This window comes from Agromyces rhizosphaerae, from assembly GCF_027925245.1.
Lineage (GTDB): Bacteria > Actinomycetota > Actinomycetes > Actinomycetales > Microbacteriaceae > Agromyces > Agromyces rhizosphaerae.
The window spans coordinates 2761943-2786578 of record NZ_BSDP01000001.1 but is presented as its reverse complement, the minus strand read 5'-3'; the positions used below and the strand labels follow the sequence as shown (position 1 = coordinate 2786578).

Annotated in this window: 22 protein-coding genes; 14 read left to right on the top strand and 8 right to left on the bottom strand. The window is 72.8% G+C overall.

The annotated features are described in order from the left end of the window. From nadB to QMG39_RS13160, 4 genes are all read left to right on the top strand, one after another. Positions 1-1521: an L-aspartate oxidase gene (gene nadB, locus QMG39_RS13175; RefSeq protein ID WP_281885717.1), complete on the top strand. Its 1521-nt coding sequence runs from the start codon at positions 1-3 to the stop codon at positions 1519-1521. Beyond that, entirely contained in the window at positions 1518-2381 is an 864-nt protein-coding gene (gene nadC / locus QMG39_RS13170; protein WP_281885715.1) for a carboxylating nicotinate-nucleotide diphosphorylase, read from the top strand. The genes nadB and nadC overlap by 4 nt, the downstream gene beginning before the upstream one ends. Next, entirely contained in the window at positions 2378-3523 is a 1146-nt protein-coding gene (locus tag QMG39_RS13165; protein ID WP_281885713.1) for a cysteine desulfurase family protein, read from the top strand. The genes nadC and QMG39_RS13165 overlap by 4 nt, the downstream gene beginning before the upstream one ends. A 179-nt stretch (positions 3524-3702) precedes the next feature. Continuing rightward, positions 3703-5205 carry a DHA2 family efflux MFS transporter permease subunit gene (locus QMG39_RS13160; RefSeq protein WP_281885711.1) on the top strand — a complete coding sequence of 501 codons (1503 nt, stop codon included), beginning with the start codon at positions 3703-3705 and terminating at the stop codon, positions 5203-5205. A gap of 37 nt (positions 5206-5242) precedes the next feature. On the opposite strand, the gene QMG39_RS13155 is transcribed toward QMG39_RS13160, so the two are convergent. Continuing rightward, positions 5243-7000, bottom strand: a complete 1758-nt coding sequence (locus QMG39_RS13155) for a VWA domain-containing protein (protein WP_281885709.1) — start codon at positions 6998-7000, stop codon at positions 5243-5245. 162 nt (positions 7001-7162) lie between these two features. Further along, a complete protein-coding gene (locus tag QMG39_RS13150) occupies positions 7163-7612 on the bottom strand; it encodes a nitroreductase family deazaflavin-dependent oxidoreductase (protein WP_281885707.1) in 450 nt (149 codons plus the stop codon). 101 nt (positions 7613-7713) lie between these two features. Here QMG39_RS13150 and QMG39_RS13145 point away from each other — a divergent pair, with 101 nt between their 5' ends. Then, positions 7714-8379: a hypothetical protein gene (locus QMG39_RS13145; protein WP_281885705.1), complete on the top strand. Its 666-nt coding sequence runs from the start codon at positions 7714-7716 to the stop codon at positions 8377-8379. 47 nt (positions 8380-8426) lie between these two features. Here the strand turns inward: QMG39_RS13145 and QMG39_RS13140 are convergent, their stop codons facing one another. After that, complete coding sequence (locus QMG39_RS13140) at positions 8427-9287, bottom strand: Fpg/Nei family DNA glycosylase (RefSeq protein WP_281885702.1); 861 nt, start codon at positions 9285-9287, stop codon at positions 8427-8429. 121 nt (positions 9288-9408) lie between these two features. Between QMG39_RS13140 and QMG39_RS13135 the strand changes: the two genes are divergently transcribed. The 3 genes from QMG39_RS13135 (at position 9409) to QMG39_RS13125 (ending at position 11645) form a co-directional block, all read left to right on the top strand. After that, positions 9409-9771, top strand: a complete 363-nt coding sequence (locus QMG39_RS13135; RefSeq protein WP_281885701.1) for a PadR family transcriptional regulator — start codon at positions 9409-9411, stop codon at positions 9769-9771. Next, positions 9771-10682 carry a hypothetical protein gene (locus QMG39_RS13130; protein WP_281885699.1) on the top strand — a complete coding sequence of 304 codons (912 nt, stop codon included), beginning with the start codon at positions 9771-9773 and terminating at the stop codon, positions 10680-10682. Before QMG39_RS13135 ends, QMG39_RS13130 begins: the two co-directional genes overlap by 1 nt. A gap of 72 nt (positions 10683-10754) precedes the next feature. After that, a complete protein-coding gene (locus QMG39_RS13125; protein ID WP_281885697.1) occupies positions 10755-11645 on the top strand; it encodes an oxygenase MpaB family protein in 891 nt (296 codons plus the stop codon). A gap of 53 nt (positions 11646-11698) precedes the next feature. On the opposite strand, the gene QMG39_RS13120 is transcribed toward QMG39_RS13125, so the two are convergent. From QMG39_RS13120 to QMG39_RS13105, 4 genes are all read right to left on the bottom strand, one after another. Next, entirely contained in the window at positions 11699-12412 is a 714-nt protein-coding gene (locus QMG39_RS13120) for a Pr6Pr family membrane protein (protein ID WP_281885695.1), read from the bottom strand. After that, on the bottom strand, positions 12409-12768 hold the full coding sequence (locus QMG39_RS13115; protein ID WP_281885693.1) for an ankyrin repeat domain-containing protein: 360 nt from the start codon (positions 12766-12768) through the stop codon (positions 12409-12411). The genes QMG39_RS13120 and QMG39_RS13115 overlap by 4 nt, the downstream gene beginning before the upstream one ends. After that, positions 12768-13772, bottom strand: coding sequence for an aldo/keto reductase family protein (locus QMG39_RS13110; RefSeq protein ID WP_281885691.1), 1005 nt, complete (start codon positions 13770-13772; stop codon positions 12768-12770). The genes QMG39_RS13115 and QMG39_RS13110 overlap by 1 nt, the downstream gene beginning before the upstream one ends. A gap of 63 nt (positions 13773-13835) precedes the next feature. Then, entirely contained in the window at positions 13836-14843 is a 1008-nt protein-coding gene (locus QMG39_RS13105) for a tocopherol cyclase family protein (RefSeq protein ID WP_281885689.1), read from the bottom strand. 112 nt (positions 14844-14955) lie between these two features. On the opposite strand from QMG39_RS13105, the gene QMG39_RS13100 reads away from it, so the two are divergent. Then, complete coding sequence (locus QMG39_RS13100; RefSeq protein ID WP_281885687.1) at positions 14956-15540, top strand: 1-acyl-sn-glycerol-3-phosphate acyltransferase; 585 nt, start codon at positions 14956-14958, stop codon at positions 15538-15540. 88 nt (positions 15541-15628) lie between these two features. Here QMG39_RS13100 and QMG39_RS13095 read toward each other — a convergent pair whose 3' ends face one another. Then, positions 15629-18121, bottom strand: coding sequence for an FAD-dependent oxidoreductase (locus tag QMG39_RS13095; protein ID WP_281885685.1), 2493 nt, complete (start codon positions 18119-18121; stop codon positions 15629-15631). Positions 18122-18302: 181 nt separating this feature from the next. On the opposite strand from QMG39_RS13095, the gene QMG39_RS13090 reads away from it, so the two are divergent. From QMG39_RS13090 to QMG39_RS13070, 5 genes are all read left to right on the top strand, one after another. Continuing rightward, positions 18303-19988: an esterase/lipase family protein gene (locus QMG39_RS13090; RefSeq protein ID WP_281885683.1), complete on the top strand. Its 1686-nt coding sequence runs from the start codon at positions 18303-18305 to the stop codon at positions 19986-19988. Positions 19989-19991: 3 nt separating this feature from the next. After that, a complete protein-coding gene (locus tag QMG39_RS13085; RefSeq protein WP_281885681.1) occupies positions 19992-20450 on the top strand; it encodes a GyrI-like domain-containing protein in 459 nt (152 codons plus the stop codon). Between the two features lie 140 nt (positions 20451-20590). Beyond that, a complete protein-coding gene (gene helR, locus QMG39_RS13080; RefSeq protein WP_281885679.1) occupies positions 20591-22744 on the top strand; it encodes an RNA polymerase recycling motor ATPase HelR in 2154 nt (717 codons plus the stop codon). A gap of 33 nt (positions 22745-22777) precedes the next feature. Next, entirely contained in the window at positions 22778-23353 is a 576-nt protein-coding gene (locus QMG39_RS13075; RefSeq protein ID WP_281885677.1) for a hypothetical protein, read from the top strand. A gap of 69 nt (positions 23354-23422) precedes the next feature. Continuing rightward, positions 23423-24634 carry a Fic family protein gene (locus QMG39_RS13070; protein WP_373878330.1) on the top strand — a complete coding sequence of 404 codons (1212 nt, stop codon included), beginning with the start codon at positions 23423-23425 and terminating at the stop codon, positions 24632-24634. Positions 24635-24636 lie beyond the last annotated feature (2 nt).

Genomic DNA, 24636 nt, shown 5'->3' with positions numbered 1-24636 from the left:
ATGGCCGCCGTCGTGGTCGTCGGCAGCGGGCTCGCGGGCCTGCTCGCCGCCGTGCGCGCCGCCGACGCGGGCCACCGCGTGACCGTCGTCACGAAGGGAACGCTCGACGAGGGCAGCACGCGCCACGCGCAGGGCGGCATCGCCGCAGCCCTGTTCGCGGACGACTCGGTCGACGCGCACGTGCGCGACACGCTCCGCGCGGGCGCGGGCCACTGCGACCCCGCGGCGGTGCGCGTGCTGTGCGAGGAGGGTCCGGCGCGCGTCCGCGACCTGATCCGCTTCGGCGCCGCGTTCGACCGCGACGAGTCGGGCCTCGCGCGCGGCCTGGAGGCGGCGCACTCGCGGGCACGCGTCGTGCACGCGGGCGGCGACGCGACCGGCGCCGAGATCCAGCGCGCGCTCGTCGCGACCGTGCGCTCGCGCGCCGTCGAGCTGGTCGAGCACGCCATGCTCGCCGACGTGCTGACCTGCCGCGGCCGCGCCTGCGGCGTGCGGCTGCTCATCGGCGGGCAGTACGTCGACCGGCCGGCCGACGCCGTGGTGCTCGCGACGGGCGGTACCGGGCAGCTCTACGGCCGCACCACGAACCCGGCGGTCGCGACCGGCGACGGGGTGGCCGCCGCGTGGCGCGCCGGCGCGCGGGTCGACGACCTCGAGTTCACGCAGTTCCACCCGACGGCGCTCGCGGCCCCCGGCACGCCGCTGATCTCGGAGGCCGTGCGCGGCGAGGGCGCGGTGCTGCGGGATGCCTCGGGCGAGCGCTTCATGCCGTCGCGGCATCCGCTCGCCGAGCTGGCCCCGCGCGACGTCGTCGCCCGCGAGGTCGCCGCCGCCATGCGCCGCCACGGGGACGCGCCGGCGACCCTGGACGCGACCGCGCTCGGCGCGGCCTTCCTCGCGCGCCGGTTCCCCGGCATCGACGCGGCCACGCGCGCCGCCGGGTACGACTGGTCGCGCGAGCCCGTGCCGGTCACGCCCGCGGCCCACTACGCGATGGGCGGCATCGCGACCGACCTGTGGGGCCGCACGAGCGTGCCGGGCCTGTTCGCGATCGGCGAGTGCGCGCGCACGGGCGTGCACGGCGCCAACCGGCTCGCATCGAACTCGCTGCTCGAGGCGGCGGTGTTCGCCGACCGTGCGGGACGGGTGCTCGGCGAGCCGTTCCCGCACGCGCACGCGGCGAGCCGGGCGCAGCTCCGCACCGAGGGCGCCGCCCCGCGGTCGAGCGCCGCCGGCCCGTTCACCCGCGCCGCGCTGCAGGACCTCATGTGGACCCGCGCCGGCCTCGAGCGCTCCGGCGACGGCCTCGCCGGGGCATCCGCCCTGCTCGACGACTGGGCTCTCGCGCAACCGGCGGAGCCGGCGCCCGCGGTCGAGGCGATCGAGGACGCGAACCTCCTGCTGCTCGCCCGCCTCACCGTCGACGCCGCGCTCGCCCGCCGCGAGTCGCGCGGCGCGCACCACCGACTCGACCACCCCGAACGCGATCCCGCGCTCGGCGCGCTCCCGGAGGCCGCATGACCGCCCTCACCCCCGCCCAGCTCGACCGCATCGTGCAGGCCGCGCTCGACGAGGACGCTCCCTGGGGCGACCTCACCTCCGAGACGCTCATCCCCGCGACCGCGCAGGCCCGCGCCGACCTCGTCGCCCGCGAGCCGGGCGTCATGAGCGGCGGCGCGGTGTTCGCGGCCGCGTTCCGCCTCGTCGACCCGCGCATCGCGGTCGAGCAGGTCGTGCCCGACGGCGCGCGCTTCAACGCCGGCGACCGGCTCGCGAGCGTCGCCGGCCCCGCACGGGCCGTGCTGCGCGCCGAGCGCATCGGCCTGAACTTCACCCAGCGCATGTCGGGCATCGCGACCCTCACGGCCCGCTACGTCGACGCCGTCGCCGGCACCCGCGCCCGCATCGTCGACACGCGCAAGACCACGCCCGGACTGCGCGTGCTCGAGCGCCAGGCGGTGCGCGACGGCGGCGGCCGCAACCACCGCTTCTCGCTGTCGGACGCGGTCATGGCCAAGGACAACCACCTCGCCGTGCTCACGGCCGACGGCTCGAGCGTGACCGACGCCCTGCTGGCGGTGCGCGAGCGGATGCCGCACACGGCGCACCTCGAGGTCGAGGTCGACCGGCTCGACCAGGTCGAGCCCGTGCTGGCCGCGGGCGTGGACACGATCATGCTCGACAACTTCGGGCTCGACGACCTGCGCACGGGCGTCGCGCTCGTCGACGGGCGTGCCGTGGTCGAGGCCAGCGGCGGCGTGAACCTCGACACCGTCGGCGCGATCGCCGAGACGGGGGTGGACGTCATCTCGGTCGGCGCGCTCACGCACAGCGTGCGTTCGCTCGACCTCGGGCTCGACGTGGTGGTCGGCGGACCGTGATCTACCTCGACCACGCCGCCACGACCCCGGTGCGCCGCGAGGCGCTCGAGGCGATGTGGCCCTACCTGACCGGCGACTTCGGCAACCCGTCGAGCCACCATCGGGTCGGCGAGGCCGCCGCGGCGGCGCTGGCCGACGCGCGGGCCGAGGTGGCGCGCGTGCTCGGCTGCCGTCCCGGCGCGGTCACCTTCACCTCGGGCGGCACCGAGGCCGACAACCTGGCGATCAAGGGCATCGCGCTCGGCGCCCCGCGCGGCCGGCACGTGGTCACGACCCCCATCGAGCACGAGGCGGTGCTCGAGTCGGTCGACTTCCTGGCCCGCGTGCACGGCTTCGAGGTGACGATGCTCGGGGTCGACGCCGGCGGCCGGGTCTCCCCCGACGAGCTCGCCGCGGTGCTGCGCGACGACACGACGCTCGTGAGCGTGCAACTGGCGAACAACGAGATCGGCACGGTCCAGCCCATCGCCGAGCTCGCGGCGGTCGCGCACGCGCGCGGCGTGCCGATCCACACCGACGCGGTGCAGGCCGCCGGATGGCTGCCGCTCGACCTCGGCGCGCTCGGCGTCGACGCGCTCTCGCTCTCGGGCCACAAGGTCGGCGCGCCGAAGGGCTCCGGCGTGCTGGCGGCACGAGGGCGGATGCCCCTGGAGCCGGTGCTGCACGGCGGCGGCCAGGAACGGGGCAGGCGTTCGGGCACCGAGAACGTGGCCGGCGCCGTCGCGCTCGCGACCGCACTGCGCCTGGCCGAGGCCGAGCGCGAGGAGGCCGCCGCGCGGGTCGCGGCCGCGCGCGATGCGCTCATCGCCCGCGTGCTCGCCGACGTGCCGTCGGCCGGGCTCACGGGCGACGCGGTGCACCGGCTGCCGGGCACGGCGTCGTTCGTCTTCCCGGGCACGAGCGGCGAGGCGGTGCTGCTCGAGCTCGAGCAGCGCGGGGTCGTCGGCTCGAGCGGGTCCGCCTGCGCGGCGGGGAGCGACGAGCCGTCGCACGTGCTCACCGCGATCGGACTGCCCGCCGAGGTCGCGCAGACCGCCGTGCGGTTCACGCTCGGCCGCGACGCGAGCGCCGAGGAGGTGGCCGCCGCAGCGGCATCCGTGGCCCCTGCAGTGTCGGCGGTGGGCGGTATCGTGGCTTCCTGACCGGCGGCCGCCATCGAGATGGCCCCCGCCGCACGCCGGCCCTCGGCCGGCTCTCGCTGCGTGACGGAGCGCAGATCGCACCACTCGACCGGGAATACTCTCCGCCCCTCGGCGGTTGCCCGGCAGTATCTCCATGCCGACCCCGGACGCGCTCCAGCGTCCGCAGTGAGGAACCGTACGTGACCGACCGCTCCACCCGATCCACCCCTGCCGCCGCGACGGGCTCCACCGCTGCAGTCGACGCGGACAGGGCCGCGCGGGACTCGCGCGTCATCTGGCTGCTGCTCTCGGCGTCGTTCGTCGTGATCCTCAACGAGACGATCATGAGCGTCGCGATCCCGCACCTGCAGTCCGACCTCGGCGTCACGGTGCAGGCCGCGCAGTGGCTCACGACGGCGTTCATGCTCACGATGGCGGTCGTGATCCCGATCACCGGCTTCCTGCTGCAGCGCTTCCACACCCGGCCGGTCTTCATCGCGGCCATGAGCCTGTTCTCGGCCGGCACGCTCATCGCCGCGCTCGCGCCCGGCTACGAGGTGCTGCTCGGCGCACGCGTCGTGCAGGCGACCGGCACGGCGATCATGATGCCGCTGCTCATGACGACGCTCATGAACCTCGTCGCGCCCAAGGACCGCGGGCGCATCATGGGCCGCGTCTCGACGGTGATCTCGGTCGCCCCGGCGATCGGACCGACGATCTCGGGCCTGATCCTCAACTACCTCTCGTGGCGGTGGATGTTCTGGATCGTGCTGCCGATCGCGGTCACGATGCTCGTCATCGGCATCCGCCGCGTCGAGAACGTCACCGAGCCCCGTGTCGTGCCGATCGACGTGTTCTCGGTCGTGCTCTCGGCGTTCGGCTTCGGCGGCATCGTGTTCGGCTTCAGCCAGATCGGCGGCGCCGCCGAGTCCGGCGGCGAGGCGGGCGGCAGCGCGATGGTCATGTGGATCTCGCTCGCGGTCGGCGCGGTCGGCCTCGCGGCGTTCATCCTGCGCCAGCTGCGGCTGCAGCGCAGCGACCGGGCGCTGCTCGACCTGCGCACCTTCCGCTCGCGCAACTTCTCGATCTCGATCGGCCTCATGGCGATCATGATGCTGACGCTCTTCGGCACGATCATCCTGCTGCCGATCTACATGCAGAACGTCATCGGCCTCGACGCGCTCCAGGCGGGGCTCCTGCTGCTGCCGGGCGGGCTCGTGATGGGCCTCGCGGCGCCGACCGTCGGCCGGTTGTTCGACCGGGTCGGGCCGACCCCGCTGCTCGTGCCGGGCAGCATCGTGGTGAGCGCGGTCATGTGGTTCCTCGCGGTGTTCGCCACCGAGACGACGCCGGCCTGGACCGTGCTGGCCGCCCACGTGATGCTGAGCCTCGGCCTCGCGTTCATGTTCACGCCGCTGTTCACGGCCGCGCTCGCCTCGGTCGAGCCTCGCCTGTACTCGCACGGCAGCGCCATCGTGGGCACCGTGCAGCAGGTCGCGGGCGCCGCGGGCACGGCCCTGTTCGTGACGATCCTCGCCGCGCAGACCGCCGCGCTGCGGCCGGAGATGGCGGATGCCGCCGCGGCGGCCGGCGGCGTGCGGGCCGCGTTCCTCGTGGGTGCGATCCTCTCGCTGTTCGCGATCGTCGGCTCGGCGCTGGTGCGCCGCCCGGCGGACACGCCCGCGGCCGTCGTCGGGCACTGAGCGGGTGCCGAGCTGATCGGCACCGCCCGGCCGGCGTTCAGCCGCAGTCGGGACGGCAGGTGCGCTGCGACAGCGCGGTGACGAGCACGTCGCCGAGGTCCTCCGGCTCGGTCGCCGAGTAGGCGGCACCGCCCGTGGCCTTCGCGATGCGGTTCATCGCGTCGAAGTCGGTGTCGGGGCCGAACCCGATCATGATCACCGGCACGGGGCGGAGCGGGTCCTGCAGCTCCTCGAGCTCGGCGAGCAGCGTGTCGAGGTCGATGCCGTTCGCGTCCTCGTTGACGCCGTCGGTGATGAGCAGCACCGAGTTGATGCGATCGGGGTCGTAGGTCTCGGTCACCCGCTGCACCGCCGCGAGCGTCGTGTCGTAGAGGCCGGTTGCGCCGCCGAGCCGCTCGGGCAGCGAGGCGATGATGCCGGCGATCTGCTGCAGGTGCGCGGCGTCCGCCAGCGGCCCGATCGGCGCGAGCTCCTCGTAGTCGAGGTCGCCGTTGCGCGCGGTCGAGAACGCCCAGACGCCCATCTGCACCTCGCCCGAGAACTTCTGCATGGCGCCGAGCGCGGCCTGCTGGAAGATGTCGATGCGGCGCAGGCCGTTGCCGGCCGGGTCGAGCATCGAACCGGACACGTCGATGACCGCGAGCATGCGGCCCCGGAGCGTGAGCACGCCCCACTGGCGCAGCAGCGCCACCTGGTCGGCGCCCGCCGGTGCGGGGAAGGTGGACACCGCCTCGACGACCACGCCCGGGGCGTCGAGCTCGCCGTCGCCGTCGGCGGTGCGGAAGCCGTGCGCGGTGAGCACGCCCTCGGCGTCCGCGATCGCCGACTCCAGGCCCGTCAGCAGCTCGGCGCGCGTCGGCGGCGTCCACGCGTCGGGGTCGGCCGGAGCGTCGGCATCGGCAGAGGCGTCGGCCTCCTCATCGGCGTCGTCGGCCGCCGCCTGCGCGGGCAGCCGCACGAACGGGTACGTCATCGCCGGGGTGCCCTCGGCGGGGTACACGGCGACGAGCTGCTGGACGTCCTCGTCGGAGTTGTACTCCGCGACGGCCTGCTCGGTGACGATCGCCATGGTCGGCTCGGCCGCGGCGACCGTGGCGCCGAACGCCGCATCCGTCGACGCGGGGATGGCCTTGCCGAGCTCGATCATCGCACCGGCGAGCTGCGTCGGGTCGTCGGGGTCGGCGATGCCGGCGAGCGCCGCGAGCGCGGCGAGGCTCGCGCCCGATCCCTCCGGATCGGGCAGCAGCATGCGCGTGCCGCCCGCGAGCACCGTGCCCCAGCCCGGAGCGGTCTCGCCCATCGAGGCCGCCTCCTCGGCGGGGGTGGCGAACACGACCGGGGTCGTGGCCACGTCGAGGCCGACCGACACCTCGGGCGCGGGCCTGCCCAGCGAACTCGCCGTCGCGGCCATGCGGTCGACCCAGGCGCCCGAGCTCGGGATCCACGCGTCGGCGGGGTCGCCGGTTCCGGTCGCGACGACGGCCGCGGTGTCGGCCGACTCCTGCGCACGGACCGTCGTGAGGGCGCAGCCCTCCGAGGCGGCGTCGAACTCCTCCGCCACGCTGGTCACGGCCGGGGCGATGGTGGTGTCGGCGACGATGACGAGTTCGGTCGGCTCGTCGCATCCGTCGGGCTCGGACGTGAACATCGAGCCGTCGAGCAGCGGGTCGAGCATGCCGGTGGCCCATGCCGCGCCCGCGCCGCCGACCACCAGCAGCGCGACGAGCGCAGCGGAGACGCCGACCAGCATCGATCGCCGAGGTCGCCTCGTCGGCGCGACGCTGTGACGGCCCACGCTCACTCCATTGCCCACCGGCACGCTCGCGGCGGCACCGGTGACTCGTTCGCTTGTCGTTCGGGTCCGCACCTGGGGGGTGCGGGATTCCCAACAGTGTAGGCGACCGAAGCGGCGCCCGAAGTGGAGGTCTCCTACAAGGTGGAGAGATCCTCAGGCCCCTCAGCGCTCGGCGAGGTGGAGGCGAACGATCGGGATCTCGGGGTCGTCCTCCCCCGTCGCGTCGCGCATCATCTTGGACAGCGCGTCCCACGCCTTCGGGTAGCGCTCGGCGTACCCGGCGAGCACCTCGGCGCTCCCGTCGGCGTCGAGCAGCTCGGCGTGCGCGGGCCTGCGACGGATGCGACCGGTGCTGACGTGGCACTCCGGATTCGCCCGGAGGTTGCGGTACCACTGCGAGGTCGGTCCGAAGCCCGCGGCCACGGTGACGGTGCGCTCATCGGGCCGCTCGACCACCTCGAGCACGACGAAGCGCGGCTCGCCCGACTTCCGGCCGACGTGCTCGATCATCGTGAACCGGCGCCCGAGCAGCGCCCCCAGGCCGGCCCGGTACATCGGGATGGGCAGGCGGACGACCCAGCGGGTCGTGATGATCTTCGCGGCGAGGCTCACCGTGCGCATGATGTCGCACGCCCGGCGTGCGCGCAAGGGCATTGCACGGCCGGCCGCCCGCCGCTTGGCTGTGTGGTCGAACCTCACGAAGGAGGACCCACGTGGACACCACCACGCTCATCTGGATCATCGTCGGAGTCGTCGCCGTCATCGCGGTCGTCGTCGCCGTCGTGCTGCTCACCGCCGGCAAGCGCCGCGAGGCGCGCATGGAGGCCGATCGGCGCAGGGCCGCCGAGCTGCGGGCCGAGGCGGAGGAGGCCGACCGGCAGGCGCGCGAGCGCGAGGCCGCCGCCGCGCAGGCGCGCGCCGAGGCCGCGCGCTCGCAGGCGGAGGCCGAGGAGGCGCAGGCGCGGGCCGCGCAGGCCCGGCTCGACGCCGAGGAGCGCAGCCGCGAGAGCGCGGAGCGCCAGGCGGCGGCCGAGGAGGCCCGCGCGACCACCGACGAGACGCGGCGCAGGGCCGACGAGGTCGATCCGGACCTCACGCGGGACGATGCCGCGGAGCCCGCGTCGGGCACGGCCGATGCCCGCGACGACGAGTCCGCTGATGCCGCGACGACGGAGTCCCGAGACACCGATGCGTCGGCGGATGCCACCGCGGACGAGAACGCCGACTCCCCGCACCCCACCGGCCGGCACGCAGCGGACGAGCAGCAGGACTCCGCTCCCGACGAGCCGCGGGTCACCCCGGCCGACGGCCGCACCGACGCCGACCGCGCCGCGCACGAGCGCGACGCGAGTTCGGAGCGGGCACGCCCCACGGCGTGACCGATGCGGCGGATGCCGGGAACACGCGCGTCACCGGCATCCGTCGCCTATTTCAGCAGGCGTGACATCCGCCGGTCGGCGAGCAGCTTGCCGCCGGTCTGACAGGTCGGGCAGTACTGCATCGAGCGGTCGGCGAAGTGCACGTCTCGCACGGTGTCGCCGCACACCGGGCAGGCCTCGCCGCCGCGTGCGTGCACGCGCATGCCCTGGCGCTTCGCGTCCTTGAGCTCGGCGGCCGGGCGCCCTTCCGCGGCTTCGACGGCGCCCCGCAGGGTGTCGCGCAGCGCGTCGTAGAGGCGCGCGACCTCCTCGTCGTCGAGTGACGACGCGAGCGCGTAGGGCGACATCCTCGCCACGTGCAGCACCTCGTCGGAGTACGCGTTGCCGACGCCCGCGATGAGCGACTGCTCGCGCAGCACGCCCTTGATCTGGGTGCGGCGGCCCGAGAGGATGCCGGCGAACACCTCGAGCGTGAAGTCGTCGTCGAGGGGCTCGGGCCCGAGCGAGGCGATGCCCGGCACCTCGGCCGGGTCGCGCACCACATACACGGCGAGCGACTTCTTGGTGCCGGCTTCGGTGAGATCGAACCCCGAGCCGTCGTCGAAGCCGACGCGCAGCGCGATGGGCGACTTCCCCGGCCGGATGCGGCTGGCCGGCAGCTGCTCGTACCAGCGCAGCCAGCCCGCGCGAGCGAGGTGCGCGGCCAGGTGCAGGCCGTCGACGTCGAGGTCGAGCCACTTGCCGTGCCGGGCGGCACCGGTCACCGTGCGCCCGACGAGGTCGGTCAGCGGCGGATCGAACGTCTTCAGCGCCGAGAACGAGGTCATGACGGCCGAGCGGATGCTGCGCCCCGACGTGCGCCCGCGCAGGAAGCCCATCAGGGCGTCCACCTCGGGCAGTTCCGGCATGCCGCCCAGTCAACCAGTCGCGTGCGTGCGCAACCACCCTTGCGCCCGAGGCCCGACAGGTATATCGTGGGGCGATATAGCGACACACGAGTGATCGACTCGCGAGCGACGGACGGAGACCATGACCGACACCCAGCCCCGCGACCTGCTCCCGCTGACGGAGCCGGTGTTCCACATCCTGCTCGCGCTCGTGGACGACGAGCGCCACGGCTACGCGATCATGCAGGAGGTGCGCACGCGCACCGAGGGCGACGTGAACCTGGCGCCGGGCACCCTGTACGGGGCGATCAAGCGCCTGCGCGGGCTCGGGCTCATCGAGGAGTCGGACACCCGCGTCGACCCGGAGCTCGACGACGAGCGCCGGCGCTACTACCGCATCACCGGGCTCGGCGAGCGGGTCGCGACAGCGGAGGCGAGCCGCATCGCGTCGCTCGCGCGACAGGCGGCGGCGAAGCGCCTGCTGCCGGAATGGGGCGCGGTCTGATGTCCTCCCGCGCGGACGAGGGCCGGATGATCCGGGCGGCGGTGCACGCTCTTCCGGCCGACTTCCGCGCGGAGTACGGCGACGAGGTGCTCCTCGTCGCGCGCGACACGCTGCGCGACGCCCGCGCGTCGGGCCCGGCAGCGGTCTCCGGCGCGCGCGGCCGCATCCTCGTCGACCTCGTGGCCACCGCGGCCACCGAGCACGCACGGAAGGGGTTCACCATGCGCACCACGGCACCCGGCATCGGTTACGGCATCGCGGCGGCCGTCGGCCTGCCGCTCTACCTCGCGAGCTTCGGCAGTATGGGGTTCTGGCAACTCGTGGAGGGCGCCCACGAGGCGTTCGGCGTCCGATCGGCGGCCTGGTTCCATCCGGTGATCGCCATCACCGGCGGGCTGCTCACCACCATCGCGCTCCTCGGCCTCGTCGGTCGGCTCGGCCTCGGCACCCGCGGAGGCGCGATCGCCCGCGCCGCCGTCATCGTCGCCGGCGGCGCGTTCACCCTGGCGCCGCTCAGCATGTTCGCCGACGGAAGAATCCTGCGGAACTCCGTGCAGGTCGTCATCGACACCTTGGCGACGATCGGCTGGGCGATCGGCGTCGTCGGCATCACCGCGCTCCTCGTCAGCCTCGGCGTGATCGCGCTCCGCAGGCGGTCGCTCGGCGCGTGGAGCATCGCACCGCTCATCACAGGCGTGGTGCTCGTCGCATGGGTCGCGTATGCGGCCGTCTCGAGCGCGCTGGGAGTGAGCTACTTCGTGTCGGCGGGCGCCCTGACGGCGCAGCTGCTCATCTGGGCGCTCGTGCTCGCGTGCGCCGCCATGGGCGCCGGGCTCGCCATCGCCCCGCGCGACCACGCGGGCCACGCGAGCACGCGGCACCACCACGTCGGGACCGCAGCGCACGCCTGAGGCGGACCCACGCAGCGACGCCGCCTGTGATTCTTGGTTCACTTCCTGACTCCGGGCAGCTACGCTGCGGGCATGCGACGAGACCACTGGCGGCGGCGCAACGCGGCGCTCGACCCCGCCCGCGACCACGTGGAGATCTACCGCAACGTGGTCATGTACGAGTTCCCGTGGGACATGAACCAGGCGCTGAGCTTCGCGCTGTTCCGCACCTACGCGGTGCCGGGCATCGGGCGCCTCCTCGACGAGACCGGCGAGTTCACGGGCCGCACGCAGAAGCGCTACGACGACACCGCGCTGCTGCTCGAGGCGCCGAGCCGCCTGGGCTTCGACCACCCCGAGGCGCGCGCGGCGACTCGCCGCATCAACGGCATGCACCGCGCCTACGACATCCCCGACCACGAGTTCCGCTACGTGCTCTCCACGTTCGTCGTGGTGCCGAAGCGGTGGCTGGACGCGTACGGCAAGCGCCCGCTCGACGCGGGTGAGCTCGAGGCATCCGTGCACTACTACCGGGCGCTCGGGGCCCGCATGGGCATCCCCGACATCCCCGAGACGTATGAGGGATTCGCGACCCTCATGGACGACTACGAGGCCGAGCACTTCGCGTTCGAGCCCGGCGCCCGGCGCGTGGCCGACTCGACGCTGGCGCTGCTGCTGACCTTCCACCCGCGGCTGCCGAAGCGCCTGGTCGAGGTGTTCAGCCGCGCGCTCATGGATGACGAGCTGCTCGACGCGCTCGGCTACGACCACCCGCCCCGTGCGGTCACCGCCAGCTCCCGCGCGGCGCTGCGCCTGCGCGGGCGCATCGCCCGGCTGCTCCCGGCGAACCGCACCCCGACCGCCGTCGCCGACCTGCCGTGGGTGCGCAGCTACCCCGACGGGTACGACATCGAGCGGCTCGGCACCTTCCCGAGCGGATGCCCCGTGCCCCACGACTCACGCACGGAGTCGGGCGCCGCCTGAGCCGTCGCCGCCGCCGACCGACGCATCGATCGCCGCCGTAGGCGCGTGACCGATCAGGTGGCCGGCTGGTGCGTCTGGGGATCGTCGATCCCGGACTCGGCCGAGGCATCGGAGCGCGACCTGCTCCACCGGCCGAGCAACCGGTCGACCGCGACGACGAGCGCACCGATCACCGCGATGCCCACGCCGATCTGCAGCACCCCGACCACCACGTCGCCGTAGCCGCGCCCCTCGGGATCGAGGAACGGGTACGGGTACCGGTCGGGCACCACCGGCAGCAGCACCGCGCGCGTGATCGACGCGGCAGCGTAGCCGAGCGGGAACAGCAGCCAGAGCGCGATGTCGACCCACCGGGTGCGGCCGTGCGGGCGGAACAGCACGAACTCGGCCAGCACCATGATCGGGGCGACGTAGTGCACGAGGAACGCCGACCAGTTCGACAGCAGCTCCGAGGCATCCGCCGCATCGACCAGCCCGGGCAGGGGGTTCTCGCCGTGGTTGTTGATGAAGTGCGAGACGAGCATGGTCGTCAGCAGCCAGACAACGATGCCACCGCGCAGCCTCGGGGCGGGGGCGTCCGTCGTGCGCCGCTGCACCATGAGCACGACCGCGATCGCGTAGTAGGCGAGGGCGAAGACGCTCGCGTTGCTCGTGAAGAACTGCAGCTTGTGGCTGCCGCTCAGGATGCCGGCGAGGATGACGAGCGCGATCGCGACGCGCCACCAGAACGACGGTGCCCCGAGCACGCGCCAGGGCGACGCGCTCATGCGTCGGGCAGCGTGCGGCCGAACATCTGCGCCGTCGCCCGCGCGCTCGGCGAGCCCGCGTCGGGATCGGCGCCGGCGGCGACCAGCGCGGCGATCACGTCGTCCTCACCCTTGAACACCGCGCCCGCGAGCGGCGACTGTCCGCGCGCGTTCAGCCGGTTCACGTCGGCGCCGCGCTCGGCGAGCGCCCGCACCAGGCCGCCGTGGCCGTTGTAGGCGGCGAGCATCACGAAGGTGTTGCCCTGCGCGTCGGCGAGGTCGGCGTCGACCCCGGCGTCGACGAACTCGACGAGCAGGTCGGCGCCGGCGCGCGCGAGCTCGAACAGCTGGTCCGGGTCGACCTCGGGTCCGGCCATCAGCTCATCCGCTCCTTCGGCGACCGGGTCTTCGCCGGGTCGCGCTCGGCCAGGTGCCCGATCGCCTGGTCGATCGCCGCCATCGTGTCGGCGTCGAGGGTGCGACCGGCGGCCTGCACGTTGTCGGCGACCTGCTCCGGACGGGACGCGCCGATGATCGCCGCCGACACGTTGGGGTTCTGGAGCACCCAGGCGACGGCGAGCTGGGGCATCGTCAGGCCCGCGGCATCCGCCACCGGCCGCAGCGCCTGCACCCCGCGCAGGATCTCGTCGTCGAGGAATCCCTGCACCATGTCCGCGCCGCCCTTCTCGTCGGTCGCGCGCGAGCCCGCGGGCGGCGCCTCCCCCGGCAGGTACTTGCCCGTGAGCACGCCCTGCGCGACCGGCGACCACACGATCTGCCCGATGCCGAGCTCCTCCGACGTCGGCACGACCTCCTCCTCGATCACCCGCCACAGCATCGAGTACTGCGGCTGGTTCGAGATGAGCGAGACGCCGAGCTCGCGGGCGAGCGCGTGCCCGGCGCGCAGCTGCTCGGCGTTCCACTCCGAGACGCCGATGTAGAGCGCCTTGCCCTGGCGCACGATGTCGGCGAACGCCTGCATCGTCTCCTCGAGCGGGGTCTCGTAGTCGTAGCGGTGGGCCTGGTAGAGGTCGACGTAGTCGGTGCCGAGTCGCTGCAGCGAGCCGTCGATCGACTCCATGATGTGCTTGCGCGAGAGCCCGGTGTCGTTGTGCCCCTTCGGGCCGGTCGGGAAGTAGACCTTCGTGAAGATCTCGAGCGACTGCCGGCGCTCGCCGCGCAGCGCCTCGCCGAGCACGGTCTCCGCAGCGGTGTTCGCGTAGACGTCGGCCGTGTCGAAGGTCGTGATGCCGGCATCGAGGGCCGCACGCACGCAGCGCTGCGCGGTGTCGTTCTCGACCTGGGAGCCGTGGGTGAGCCAGTTGCCGTAGGTGATCTCCGAGATCTTGAGGCCGCTGTTGCCGAGGTACCTGAATTCCATGCGACCAGCCTAGAGAGCGAGCGGATGCCGCGGGCCGGCCGCCGGCCACCTGACCCGCCGCGCCTAGAGCGCGAGCAGGCGCTCGGTGTCGCCGAACACCTCGAGCCCCGCACAGTCGGCCACGCCCTCGAGCCGCACGCGCCCGTCGTGGTCGACGTGCCGGAACACGATCTGCGCGTCCATCGTCTCCTCGACCCGCTGGTGCATCGCCTCGCGCAGCGGCGCGTGCAGCAGCCCGCCGCGCACGCGCTCGGCCTCGAGGTGCAGCAGCCCGTCCGGCCCGGAGACGCTCCAGCGCACGTGCGTGTCGTCGATCGCGAGCGCGTGCTCGCGCGATCGGTTGTAGGTGGTCCACTTGTGCAGGCGACCGCCGTGCCGGAACCCGATGATCGAACCGCGGAACGACCGGCCGACCCACGGGATGATCGCGACGGACGCGATGAGCGAGGCATCCGTGTCGTCGCCGGTCGTCGCGTCGACGTGGTTGCTCGCCATCCACACGTAGCCCGCCGGGAAGGCGCGGCCCCAGTCCTTCTCGATGTACCCGCGCCCGTCGTCGAACGAGACCGCCCGGCCCTCGACCTCGAGCGTGCCGGCCAGGCCGTGCCCGAACGAGACGATGCCGTGGAAGCACTCCATGAACGGCACGAGCCCGTACCAGCCCATGATGCCGGGTTCGCGCAGCGTGACCGGCCACGGCGTGAACGCGTCGGGGAACTCGACGTGCCCGCGCAGCTGCGGCAGGTCGAGCGTCACGCCCCGGGGCGAGAAGTGGTTGCCGCCCACCCGGACGTGGAAGCCGTGAGCGGATGCCTCGAAGTCGTCGACGTCGTACCGGTGGTACCACGACCGTCCGGTGAGCCCGTCGAGCACCTGCACGAACGCCTCGTCTCGCTCGCCCCCATCGCCCGCCAGGCCGCGGAAGACCCCGGGGATGACCGCCCAGCGCTGCGACCGGTCGGCGCTCACGAGCTTGACGTACCAGCCCTCGAAGAACCCCCGGCGCACGCCGTGGCCGTGGAACGCCTCGGGGCGCCGCACGCCGCGCATCCATGCCGCGGGAGACCGCATGCGCCCATCGTAGGCGCGCGTGCGGCCGCGGCGGCCGCCTGTGGGCAACCGGCCGCCCAGGGGCATCCGTCGCATTCAGGTTCCTGCACGTCTCGTCGCGTAAGGTTGCCGGGTGCTCCGACGACTCCTGTCCCGTGTCTACTGGTCCCTCAGCAGGTGGACCCTCGCGGGCGAACCGGCGCCGGACCGGCCGTCCGTGCTGATCGGCGCACCGCACACCTCCAACTGGGACTTCGTGCTCATGCTCGCGATCGCGTGGCGGCACGAGATGGACGTGCGCTGGCTCGGCAAGAAGAGCCTCTTCGCCGGCTGGCGCGGGCCGATCATGCGACGCCTCGGCGGCATCCCGGTCGACCGCTCGAACCCGGCCGACGTGGTGGGCGAGGTGCTCGGGCGCATCGAGGCCGGCGAGGTGTTCGGCCTGGTCGTCACGCCCGACGGCACGCGCGGCGCGAACCCGCACTGGAAGTCGGGCTTCTACCGCATCGCGCGCGAGGCGGGCATTCCGGTCACGCTCGGCTACGTCGACCGCACGACCATGACCACGGGCCTCGGGCCGACCTTCATGCTCACCGGCGACGTGCCCGCCGACATGGACCGCATCCGCGAGTTCTACGCCGACAAGGCCGGCGTGCGCCCCGAGCTGCGCACCGAGCCGCGCCTGCGCAGCGAACTGCCCGAGGCGCCCGCCGCCTGATCTGCACCCGAGGTCGCCGAGCCTGCGGCCCTCGCCGTTCCGGGGACGGTGGAACGACGAGTCGCGCAGGCCCGACGACCGGGGCGGCTCAGATGAAGAGAGTCGTGCCCGACTTCTGCGCCTCGCCGAGGAAGGTCGCGACGCCGCCGAGCTCGATGTCGTCGATGAGGTCCGACTCGGCGATGCCGAGCAGGTCCATCGTCATGGTGCAGCCGATGAGCCGTGCGCCGTCGGCGTGGGCCGACTGCATGAGCTCGGGCAGCGACGGCACCGAGTGGTCCTCCATGACCTTCTTGATCATGGACGGCCCCATGCCCGCCATGTTCATGGTCGACAGCGGCAGCTTCTCGGGTCCCGACGGCATCATCATGCCGAACATGCGGTCGAGCGTCTTCCGGTCGCGCTTCGGCGGGTCCTGGCGGCGGAGCGCGTTGAGGCCCCAGAAGGTGAAGAACATCGACACCTTCTGCCCCATGGCGAGCGCGCCGTTCGCGATGATGAACGCGGCGAGCACCTTGTCCATGTCGCCCGAGAACACCACGAACGAGACCTGGTCGAGGTCCTGCTTCGCGACCCCGGCGGATGCCCCTGAGCCGGCCCCCGCACCGCCCTTGCGGAACGACGCGACGTAGCCCGGCCCCTCGGGGGTCATCGAGAGCAGCTCGTGCCCCTTGGTCGCCGCCCATGCCGGTCCGTCCGCGGCGAATCCCGGGTCGGAGACGTGCACGACGACCTCGTCGCCCGCCGCCACCTCGTCCATCTGCTTCGAGAGCTTCATGATCGGGCCCGGGCAGGCGAGCCCGGTGCAGTCGAGGTCGACCACCTTGCCGGTGCCGCGCACGGCCGTGACGAGGTCGACGGCCTCGGCGTACGCGATCTCGGGCGCCTTGACCGCCTCGCCGACGGGCTCCAGATCGTGCCAGAACCGGAACGTGTGCGAACCGCCGGAGAGGGTCTTCACGTCGGTGAACCCGCGCTGCACGAGCAGCCGGTACGCGAGGTAGCTGCGGAACCCGACCGCGCAGTAGAGCCGGATCGGCACATCGAGGTCCCACGACGCGGTGGCCTCGCGCATGTCGCCGAGCGGCACGTTCTCGGCGCCCGGGATGTGCCAGATGTCGTACTCCTCGGGGGTGCGCACGTCGATGATGCGCGCTCCCTCGACCGTGCCGGGGAAGTCCTTCGCGTACCAGAGCTTCAGGTCGCCCTTCAGCACGTTCGTCGCGACGAACCCCGCCATGTTCACCGGGTCCTTCGCCGACCCGAACGGCGGTGCGTACGCGAGCTCGAGAGTCTCGAGGTCGTGCACGGTCGCCCCGAGGCGGATCGCCGTGGCGAACACGTCGAGCCGCTTGTCGACGCCGTCGAAGCCCGCGATCTGCGCGCCGAGAAGCTTGCCGTCGTCGGGCGAGAACAGCACCTTGATGTGCATCATCGCCGTGCCCGGGTAGTAGCCGGCGTGACCCGACGGGTGCACGTGCACGGTGCGGTACGGCACGCTCTCGCGCTCGAGCTGGCGCTCGGTCGCACCGGTGCCGCCCGCGGTCATCTCGAAGACCTTGACGATGGAGGTGCCCTGGGTCGAGAGGTACTCGGTGTCGCGCCCGCAGATGTTCTCGGCCGCGACGCGGGCCTCGCGGTTGGCCGGGCCGGCGAGCGGCGTGAGGCCGGCGCTCGGCAGCACGGTGTGCGGGGTCTCGACCGCGTCGCCCGCGGCCCAGATGCTCGGGTCGGAGGTGCGCATGTGCGTGTCGACGACGATGCCGCCGCGCGGGCCCAGCTCGATGCCCGCCTCCGTGGCGAGCCCGACGTTCGGGCGCACGCCCGCGGAGAGGATGACGAGGTCGGCCGGGAGCGTGCGGCCGTTGTTCAGCTCGACCTTGAGGCTGCCGTCGGCCGCCTGCTGGAAGGCGGCCGCCGCGGTCTCGAGCACCAGCTCGACCCCGCGCCCGCGGATGTGCTGCTCGACGGGGATCGAGACCTCCTTGTCGAGCGGTGGCATGATCTGGTCGCTGAGCTCGACGACCGTGACCTCGGCGCCGCGGTGCCGCAGGTTCTCGGCCATCTCGAGGCCGATGTAGCCGGCGCCGATCACGACGGTGCGCACGGCTTTCCCGGTCTTCGCCGAGGCGTCGAGCGCCTCGTCGAGATGCGCCTTGATGGCGTCCATGTCGGCGATGTTGCGCAGCACGTGGATGCCCGGGAGGTCGATGCCCGGCAGCGGCAGCTGCAGCGGGTCGGCGCCCTGGCAGAGCGCCAGCGCGTCGTAGTCCTCCGTGTACTCGCGGCCGGTGTCGACCTCGCGGACCGTGACGGTCTTCGCCTTCGCGTCGATGCCGACGACCTCGGTCGACACGCGCACGTCGATGGCGAGCGACTCGTTCAGGCTCTCAGGGGTCTGGAGCAGCAGGCGGCTTCGATCGGTGATCACCCCGCCGATGTGGTACGGCAGCCCGCAGTTGGCGAACGACACGTAGCCGCCACGCTCGAACACGATGATCTCGGCGGTCTCGTCGAGCCGTCGGGCGCGCGCTGCGACCGAGGCTCCACCCGCGACTCCACCGACGACGACGATCTTCATACCGACTCCTTCGCGTCACCGTGGCCGGATCTGTGGTCTGACCACAGTGCATAGTGTACCCCCCGGGTATGACCCCCACAAGGGTCGGCGGACGCCCGCACGCAGCCCGATGCTTGACAGCGCGCACCCGAAGGGAGCAACGTACGAGCGAACCTCACTGATGCGGACGGGGGCCCGTGCGATGCCGACGACGACCGAGCAGCAGACACCGAGACCGCTGATCCTGATCCGCGGATTCGGCGGCGTGGGCATCGACGACGATCAGGCGAGCCCCTACCAGGGCTTCAACGACGGCACCGTCTACCCCGGCAGGCGGGGTGAGAACTACATCTACGAGGGCTTCGTGCTGCGGGCGATGAAGTCGGCGGAGCATCCGTACCGAGATGCCACGAACGTGGCCGGCTTCTACTCGGGGGCCCAGGATCCCCCGCCGGGCACATACGACCTGTCGCCCGACGACGTGACCGGCACCATCGTGCTCGACCCCACGGTCGAGCGGAAGGTGCTGTCGCAGGGCACGGCGGGCACGATCTGGATCTTCCGCTACTACGACCTCGACCCGCGCGCGCTCGCGAACTACGGCAAGGGACTCGAGCGGCTGGTCACGTTGATCCGGCGCTCCGCCGAGCGGCACGGGGAGGTGTTCGACGGTGTCGACATCGTCGCGCACAGCATGGGCGGACTCGTCACCCGTGAGGGACTGATCGCGATGCAGGCGACGTCCGACGAGCTCAGGGACGGGCAGGCGGATGCGGCCGGGGCCGACGCCATCGCGCCGCGCAACCTGGTGCACCGCATCGTCACGCTCGGCACCCCGCACCGCGGAATCTCGTTCCAGCGCACGCCCGAATGGCTGCTGCGCGCGCTGCCCAAGGTCGAGGAGGCGAGCGACGAGCTCGCCTCGTTCGACCCCGAGTCCACGCGGTTCCGCGAGTGGGAGCGCATCTTCGACGCCCGGAACGTGCTGACCGTGGTGGGCACGAACTACCGCTCGTACAGCGTCGGCATCGCGAGCGCGCTGAACCGGCTGTCGAGCCTGCTGAACGACGGCTCGATGGTGTACAACCGCAGCGACGGACTGGTGAAGCAGGCATCCGCCCAACTGCCCGGGGCACCGCGCACCTTCGTGCACAAGTGCCACGGCGGGGCGGACTCGCTCGTCACCTCGCGCGAAGCGTACGAGATCGCCATGCGGTTCTTCCACGGTACGCACCGGATCGCGCTCTTCCTCGACGACGCGGAGATCACGCGCGGCCACGATCTGGTCGGGCGCAGCGAGTTCTACTTCGGGGTGACCATCAAGCCCAGGTTCGTCGACTTCGAGCTGTTCCACCAGAGCGTCGAGGCCGAGAACTGCTACGGACCGTTCCGCGACGACCGGCTGACCGACGACCTCGGCGACCTGCAGGCGTCGCTGATGAAGCCGCTCGCGGAGTTCGGCGGCGCGACCGACTGGGCGGGGCCGAACCGCCTCATCTGGGAGGGCTGGATCAACGCCGCGCTGAAGCCCGGCGACGCGCACGGACTCGTCTTCCGCGTCGACTTCTACGTCGGCGAGCGCGACACGTTCGGCATCGGCTTCTCCGACAACGTCGTCTACCGCAAGCAGTACTACGTGCAGGCGTTCCCGAGCACGCACGCGGAGGCGGCCGGAGCAGTGACCGAGATCTACCTGCACACCGGCGAGCAGCACCTCATCGGCGACGATGCGCTCGATCAGGCGGGAGTGCGGGCCAGGGCGGCAGACGACGCGCACCCCGACGTCGTGGCGGCCGCGCCCGTCGCAGGCGCTCCAGGCGACTGGACCTTCCAGATCGACGGCACCGGCTTCCACGGCACCTTCCGCGTCCGCATCCAGGAGGACTGAACGATGGCCGACATCTCGATCGGCGACCGCGCCGCGCAGCCCACGGCGAGCATCCGCGAGACCGTGCCGATGCCCGAGCTCAGCGAGTTCTTCGCGCGTGCCTACCCCGCCATCATGCGGGCGGTGGGCGAGCAGGGCGTTCAGCCGGCCGGAGCCCCGTTCGCGATCTACCACGGCATGCCGGGTGCCACGGCCGACGTCGAGGCTGGGATCCCCGTGGCCGGTGCCTTCACGGACACCGGGAAGGTCGGCGCGGGCGAGTTGCCCGCGGGCACGGTCGCGTCGACGATGCACGTCGGCCCCTACGAGACGCTCGGAACCACGTGGGACGAACTCGGACGCGCCGTCGCCGAGCGAGGACTCGTGCCGAGCGACACCATGTGGGAGTGCTACCTCAGCGACCCGGAGGAGGAGCCCGACCCGGCGGCATGGCGCACCGAGGTGTGCTGGCTCCTCGCCTGAATTCCCCCACATCCATTATCCCGCACCGAGGGGGGCTTGCGGCAAGAGGGGGTGACGGGGGCAGAATCGCTGGTCGCAGCCCGATTCCGCGACCCGCTTCGGCGTCGGCGCCGCGCTTCCCTCGACCCCGGAGCCGCCGCGTGACCAGCCTCTCGACCCGCACCTTCGACCTCCCTCCGACCCACGCCCACAAGGCCGACCCCGCACGCATCGCCGCTGACGAGCGGCACTTCGCCCGCATCGCCGACCGCATCGCCGGGCAGATCGCCGAGCTCGACTCCCGCCTCGACGCCGAGCGCCGCGCCCCGGGCGGGCGCGGCCAGCAGGCGCTCGACCGCGACCTGCGCATCCATCACCTGTCGGCCCGGTTGCGCGCGCTGCGCCGGTTCGGCGCCGACGCGTGCCTCGGCCGAATCGTGCCCGCCGACGGCGGCGACCCCGTGTACGTCGGCCGCTTCGGCCTGACCGACGACGACGGCCGCCGCCTCCTGCTCGACTGGCGCACGCCCGCCGCGGAGCCCTACTTCGCGGCTACCGGAGCGAACCCGCTGGGGCTCGCGAGCCGGCGACGATACCGCTGGGCAGGCGGTCGGGTGCGCGACTACTGGGACGAACTGCTCGATGCGGATGCCCCGGGCGACGCGCTCGCCCTCGACGACGAGTCGGCGTTCATCGCGAGCCTCGGCACCGAGCGGTCGGGTCGCATGCGCGACGTGCTGGGCACCATCCAGGCCGACCAGGACGCGATCATCCGAGCCGACTCTCGCGGGGCGCTCGTCGTCGACGGCGGGCCGGGCACCGGCAAGACCGTGGTCGCGCTGCACCGCGCGGCCTACCTGCTGCACGCCGACCCGCGGCTCGGCGCAGGCCGGGGCGGTGTGCTGTTCGTCGGGCCGAGCCCGTCGTACCTCGCGTACGTTGCCGATGTGCTGCCGAGCCTCGGCGAGGAGGGCGTGCAGACCTGCACCCTGCGCGAGCTCGTCGCCGAGGGCGCCGACGCGGTCGGCGAGCGCGATGCGGACGCGGCCAGGCTCAAGGCATCCGCTCGAATGATCGACGCGATCGAACCCGCCGTGGCCTTCTACGAGGAGCCGCCGACGCACGCGCTCGAGGTCGAGACCCCGTGGGGCGACCTGTGGCTGGCCCCGGGCGACTGGGCTGAGGCCTTCGCGTCGCCCGAGCCCGGAACGCCGCACAACGAGGCGCGCGACCAGGTCTGGGAGACGCTCGTGGAGATCCTGGCCGACCGGCTCGACGACGACGAGGTGTCGGTCGACGAGCTGCGTCGCGCGCTGGCCCGCAACACGTCGCTCGCGCGGACGTTCACTCGGGCGTGGCCGCTGGTGGAGGCATCCCTGCTCGTCGCCGACCTCTGGTCGGTGCCCGCCTACCTGCGCCGCTGCGCGCCCTGGCTCGCGCCCGACGAGGTGGCGGCACTGCAGCGAACGGATGCCTCGGAGTGGACGAGCGCCGACCTGCCGCTGCTCGACGCGGCCCGGCGCCGCCTCGGCGATCCGCGGGCGTCACGGCGGCGCCGCGAGCGCGAGACGACGCTCGCCGCCGAGCGCGAGGCGATGTCGCAGACCATCGAGCGCCTGATCGCGGCAGGCGACGACATCCTCAGCTGGCTCGACGGCGACGACCTGCGCAACAGCCTCGTCGACGATGCGGTGCTGCCCGCCGACGACCCCGACCGGCTCGCGGGCCCGTTCGCGCACGTGATCGTCGACGAGGCGCAGGAGCTGACGGATGCCGAGTGGCGCATGCTCATCGCGCGCTGCCCGTCGCGCAGCATCACCGTCGTCGGCGACCGCGCGCAGGCGCGCCACGGCTTCGCCGAGTCGTGGGAGGAGCGCCTGCGGCGGGTGGGGCTCCCGGATGCCTCGGTCGCGACGCTGCGCGTGAACTACCGCACGCCGGCCGAGGTCATGGCGGAGGCCGAGCCCGTGATCCGACGCGCGATCCCGGATGCGAACGTACCGACGTCGGTGCGCTCGACCGGGGTGCCGGTGCGACGCGTGGCGCGCGCCGAACTCGGGTCGGTGCTCGAGCGGTGGCTGGCGACGCACGAGGGGGTCGCGTGCGTGATCGGCGACGCCTCGCTCTCGGTCGACTCGGTCGCGGGCGGCACGGGGCGCGTGCGCTCCCTCTCCCCCGTCGAGGCGAAGGGCCTCGAGTTCGACCTGGTCGCGCTCGTCGAGCCCGACGCGTTCGGCGACGGCATCGAGGGCGCGGTCGACCGCTACGTCGCCATGACCCGCGCGACGCAGGAGCTCGTTGTGGTCGACGACTGAACCGAGGACGCGCGGTGTCGTAGAGTCGCGCGCATGCTCGAGGTGCACGAGGTCCGCCCCACCTGCTCCGACGGCCCGGTCGCCCTGGTGCTGCCCGGGCGCGGCTACACCGCGCAGGCGCCGTTGCTGTACTGGACCGCCTCGGCGCTCGCGGCCGGCGGCTGGCGCACCTACGCCGTGGAGTGGCATCCGACCGCCGATGCCCTCGACCAGGGTCCGCGGGCGTTCGTGGAGGCCGCTGTCGCGGAGGCGCGTGCGAGCCTCCCCGCAGACCCGTCGCTGATCGTCGGCAAGTCCTTGGGCTCGTTCGCGCTCCCCCACGCCGTCGCCACCGGCACCGCGGGCGTCTGGCTCACGCCGATCCTCACCGACGACGAGATCGCCGCCGCGCTGCGCGACGCACCCGACACGCACCTCGCGATCGGCGGCACGGCGGATGCCCCGTGGCGACCCGAGCGCGTAGACGGCACGTCGGCCGCGCTGGTGTCGGTCGACGGCGCCGACCACGGGCTCGGGGTCGGCGACTGGCGCGCGTCGATGCAGCACCACGCCGAGGTCGTCGAGCGCATCGTCGCGCACGCGGCCCGCATCCGCGACTCGTTCGGGTAGCCGAACTCAGAACCCACCTCGCGAGGATTATGAGTAAACTAGTTACTCATAAAATCGGAGAGGCGCGTTATGAGCAACGCAGCGGAGCCGCCGCGACCCGAATGGCCCGCCCTGGGCTGGGAAGACCAGGTGTGGGAGCCGTCGACAGCTTGGGCGAGCGACGGAGGCCTTCCCGGTCGAACAGCTCGATACGCGTCTGCGCTGCCGCCCGAGATCGCGGACCTGACCCCCGAACCGCCCGCACGAGCAGCTGCGGCTGCCGACGCAGCCACCAGGGAACTCGGTCGCCTCGATGCAGAGCTCGGGCTTCGCATCGCGGCGTTCGCACCGGTGCTGCTCCGATCCGAAGCAGCCTCGTCATCGCAGATCGAGCACATCACTGCATCTGCTCGCGCGATCTTCTCCGCGGAGCTCGGCGCGAAGAGCGGGCGCAACGCCCTGCAGATCACCGCGAACACGCGCGCGATGACCGCTGCGATCGCGCTCGCCGACGACCTCTCGGAGAGCTCGATCGCGAAGATGCACGAAGTGCTCATGTCCGCACAGCCACGACATACGCCCGGGCGCTGGCGGAGTGAGGCCGTGTGGATCGGGACGCGCAGCGACAGCCCGGTCGGCGCCGAGTTCGTCGCGCCGCATCACTCCCGCATCTCCGCGCTCATCGACGACCTCACCGCATTCGCGCGCCGAACCGACATCGCGCCACTGGTGTCCGTCGCCGTCGCGCACGCCCAGTTCGAGACGATCCACCCGTTCACCGACGGCAACGGCCGCACCGGCAGGGCGCTGGCCCAGTCGCTCCTGCGATTCCGCGGCGTCACGCGGAACGTCGCACTCCCCGTCTCAGCGGGCCTGCTCGCCGACGTCGAGGGGTACCACCGCGCGCTGACGCGGTATCGCGAGGGCGATGTATCGCCGATCGTCGAGTCCTTCGCGGATGCAGCGCTGCGGGCGGTCGCCAACACGCGAACCCTCGTCGCCGAGATGGAGTCGATTCGCGAGAGCTGGAACGACCGTCTCACCGCGCGACGCTCGAGCAACGCGTGGAAGCTGCTCGACGTGCTCCTGCGCCACCCTGTGGTGGATGCAGCCACCGCCGCCGCCGAGCTCGGCGCGCAGACGCCCAACGTCTACCCGCCGCTTCGTGCCCTCGTCGACGCAGGCATCCTGAAGACGAAGTCGGAGTATCGGGTCGGACCGTTCTGGCGCAGCGAGGAACTACTCGGCGCGATCGACCGCTTCGCCGAGCGCGCGGGTCGCAGGGAGGCGCCGCGCCGCTGAGT

Excerpts from the sequence above, each read along its gene's own strand:
- nadB (WP_281885717.1), top strand. The coding sequence starts at position 1 with ATGGCCGCCGTCGTGGTCGTCGGCAGCGGGCTCGCGGGCCTGCTCGCC.
- QMG39_RS13095 (WP_281885685.1), bottom strand. The coding sequence starts at position 18,121 with ATGAAGATCGTCGTCGTCGGTGGAGTCGCGGGTGGAGCCTCGGTCGCA.
- nadC (WP_281885715.1), top strand. The coding sequence starts at position 1,518 with ATGACCGCCCTCACCCCCGCCCAGCTCGACCGCATCGTGCAGGCCGCG.
- QMG39_RS13115 (WP_281885693.1), bottom strand. The coding sequence starts at position 12,768 with ATGGCCGGACCCGAGGTCGACCCGGACCAGCTGTTCGAGCTCGCGCGC.
- QMG39_RS13120 (WP_281885695.1), bottom strand. The coding sequence starts at position 12,412 with ATGAGCGCGTCGCCCTGGCGCGTGCTCGGGGCACCGTCGTTCTGGTGG.
- QMG39_RS13070 (WP_373878330.1), top strand. The coding sequence starts at position 23,423 with ATGAGCAACGCAGCGGAGCCGCCGCGACCCGAATGGCCCGCCCTGGGC.
- QMG39_RS13090 (WP_281885683.1), top strand. The coding sequence starts at position 18,303 with ATGCCGACGACGACCGAGCAGCAGACACCGAGACCGCTGATCCTGATC.
- QMG39_RS13105 (WP_281885689.1), bottom strand. The coding sequence starts at position 14,843 with ATGCGGTCTCCCGCGGCATGGATGCGCGGCGTGCGGCGCCCCGAGGCG.
- QMG39_RS13130 (WP_281885699.1), top strand. The coding sequence starts at position 9,771 with ATGTCCTCCCGCGCGGACGAGGGCCGGATGATCCGGGCGGCGGTGCAC.
- QMG39_RS13140 (WP_281885702.1), bottom strand. The coding sequence starts at position 9,287 with ATGCCGGAACTGCCCGAGGTGGACGCCCTGATGGGCTTCCTGCGCGGG.
- QMG39_RS13075 (WP_281885677.1), top strand. The coding sequence starts at position 22,778 with ATGCTCGAGGTGCACGAGGTCCGCCCCACCTGCTCCGACGGCCCGGTC.
- QMG39_RS13085 (WP_281885681.1), top strand. The coding sequence starts at position 19,992 with ATGGCCGACATCTCGATCGGCGACCGCGCCGCGCAGCCCACGGCGAGC.
- QMG39_RS13135 (WP_281885701.1), top strand. The coding sequence starts at position 9,409 with ATGACCGACACCCAGCCCCGCGACCTGCTCCCGCTGACGGAGCCGGTG.
- QMG39_RS13125 (WP_281885697.1), top strand. The coding sequence starts at position 10,755 with ATGCGACGAGACCACTGGCGGCGGCGCAACGCGGCGCTCGACCCCGCC.
- QMG39_RS13110 (WP_281885691.1), bottom strand. The coding sequence starts at position 13,772 with ATGGAATTCAGGTACCTCGGCAACAGCGGCCTCAAGATCTCGGAGATC.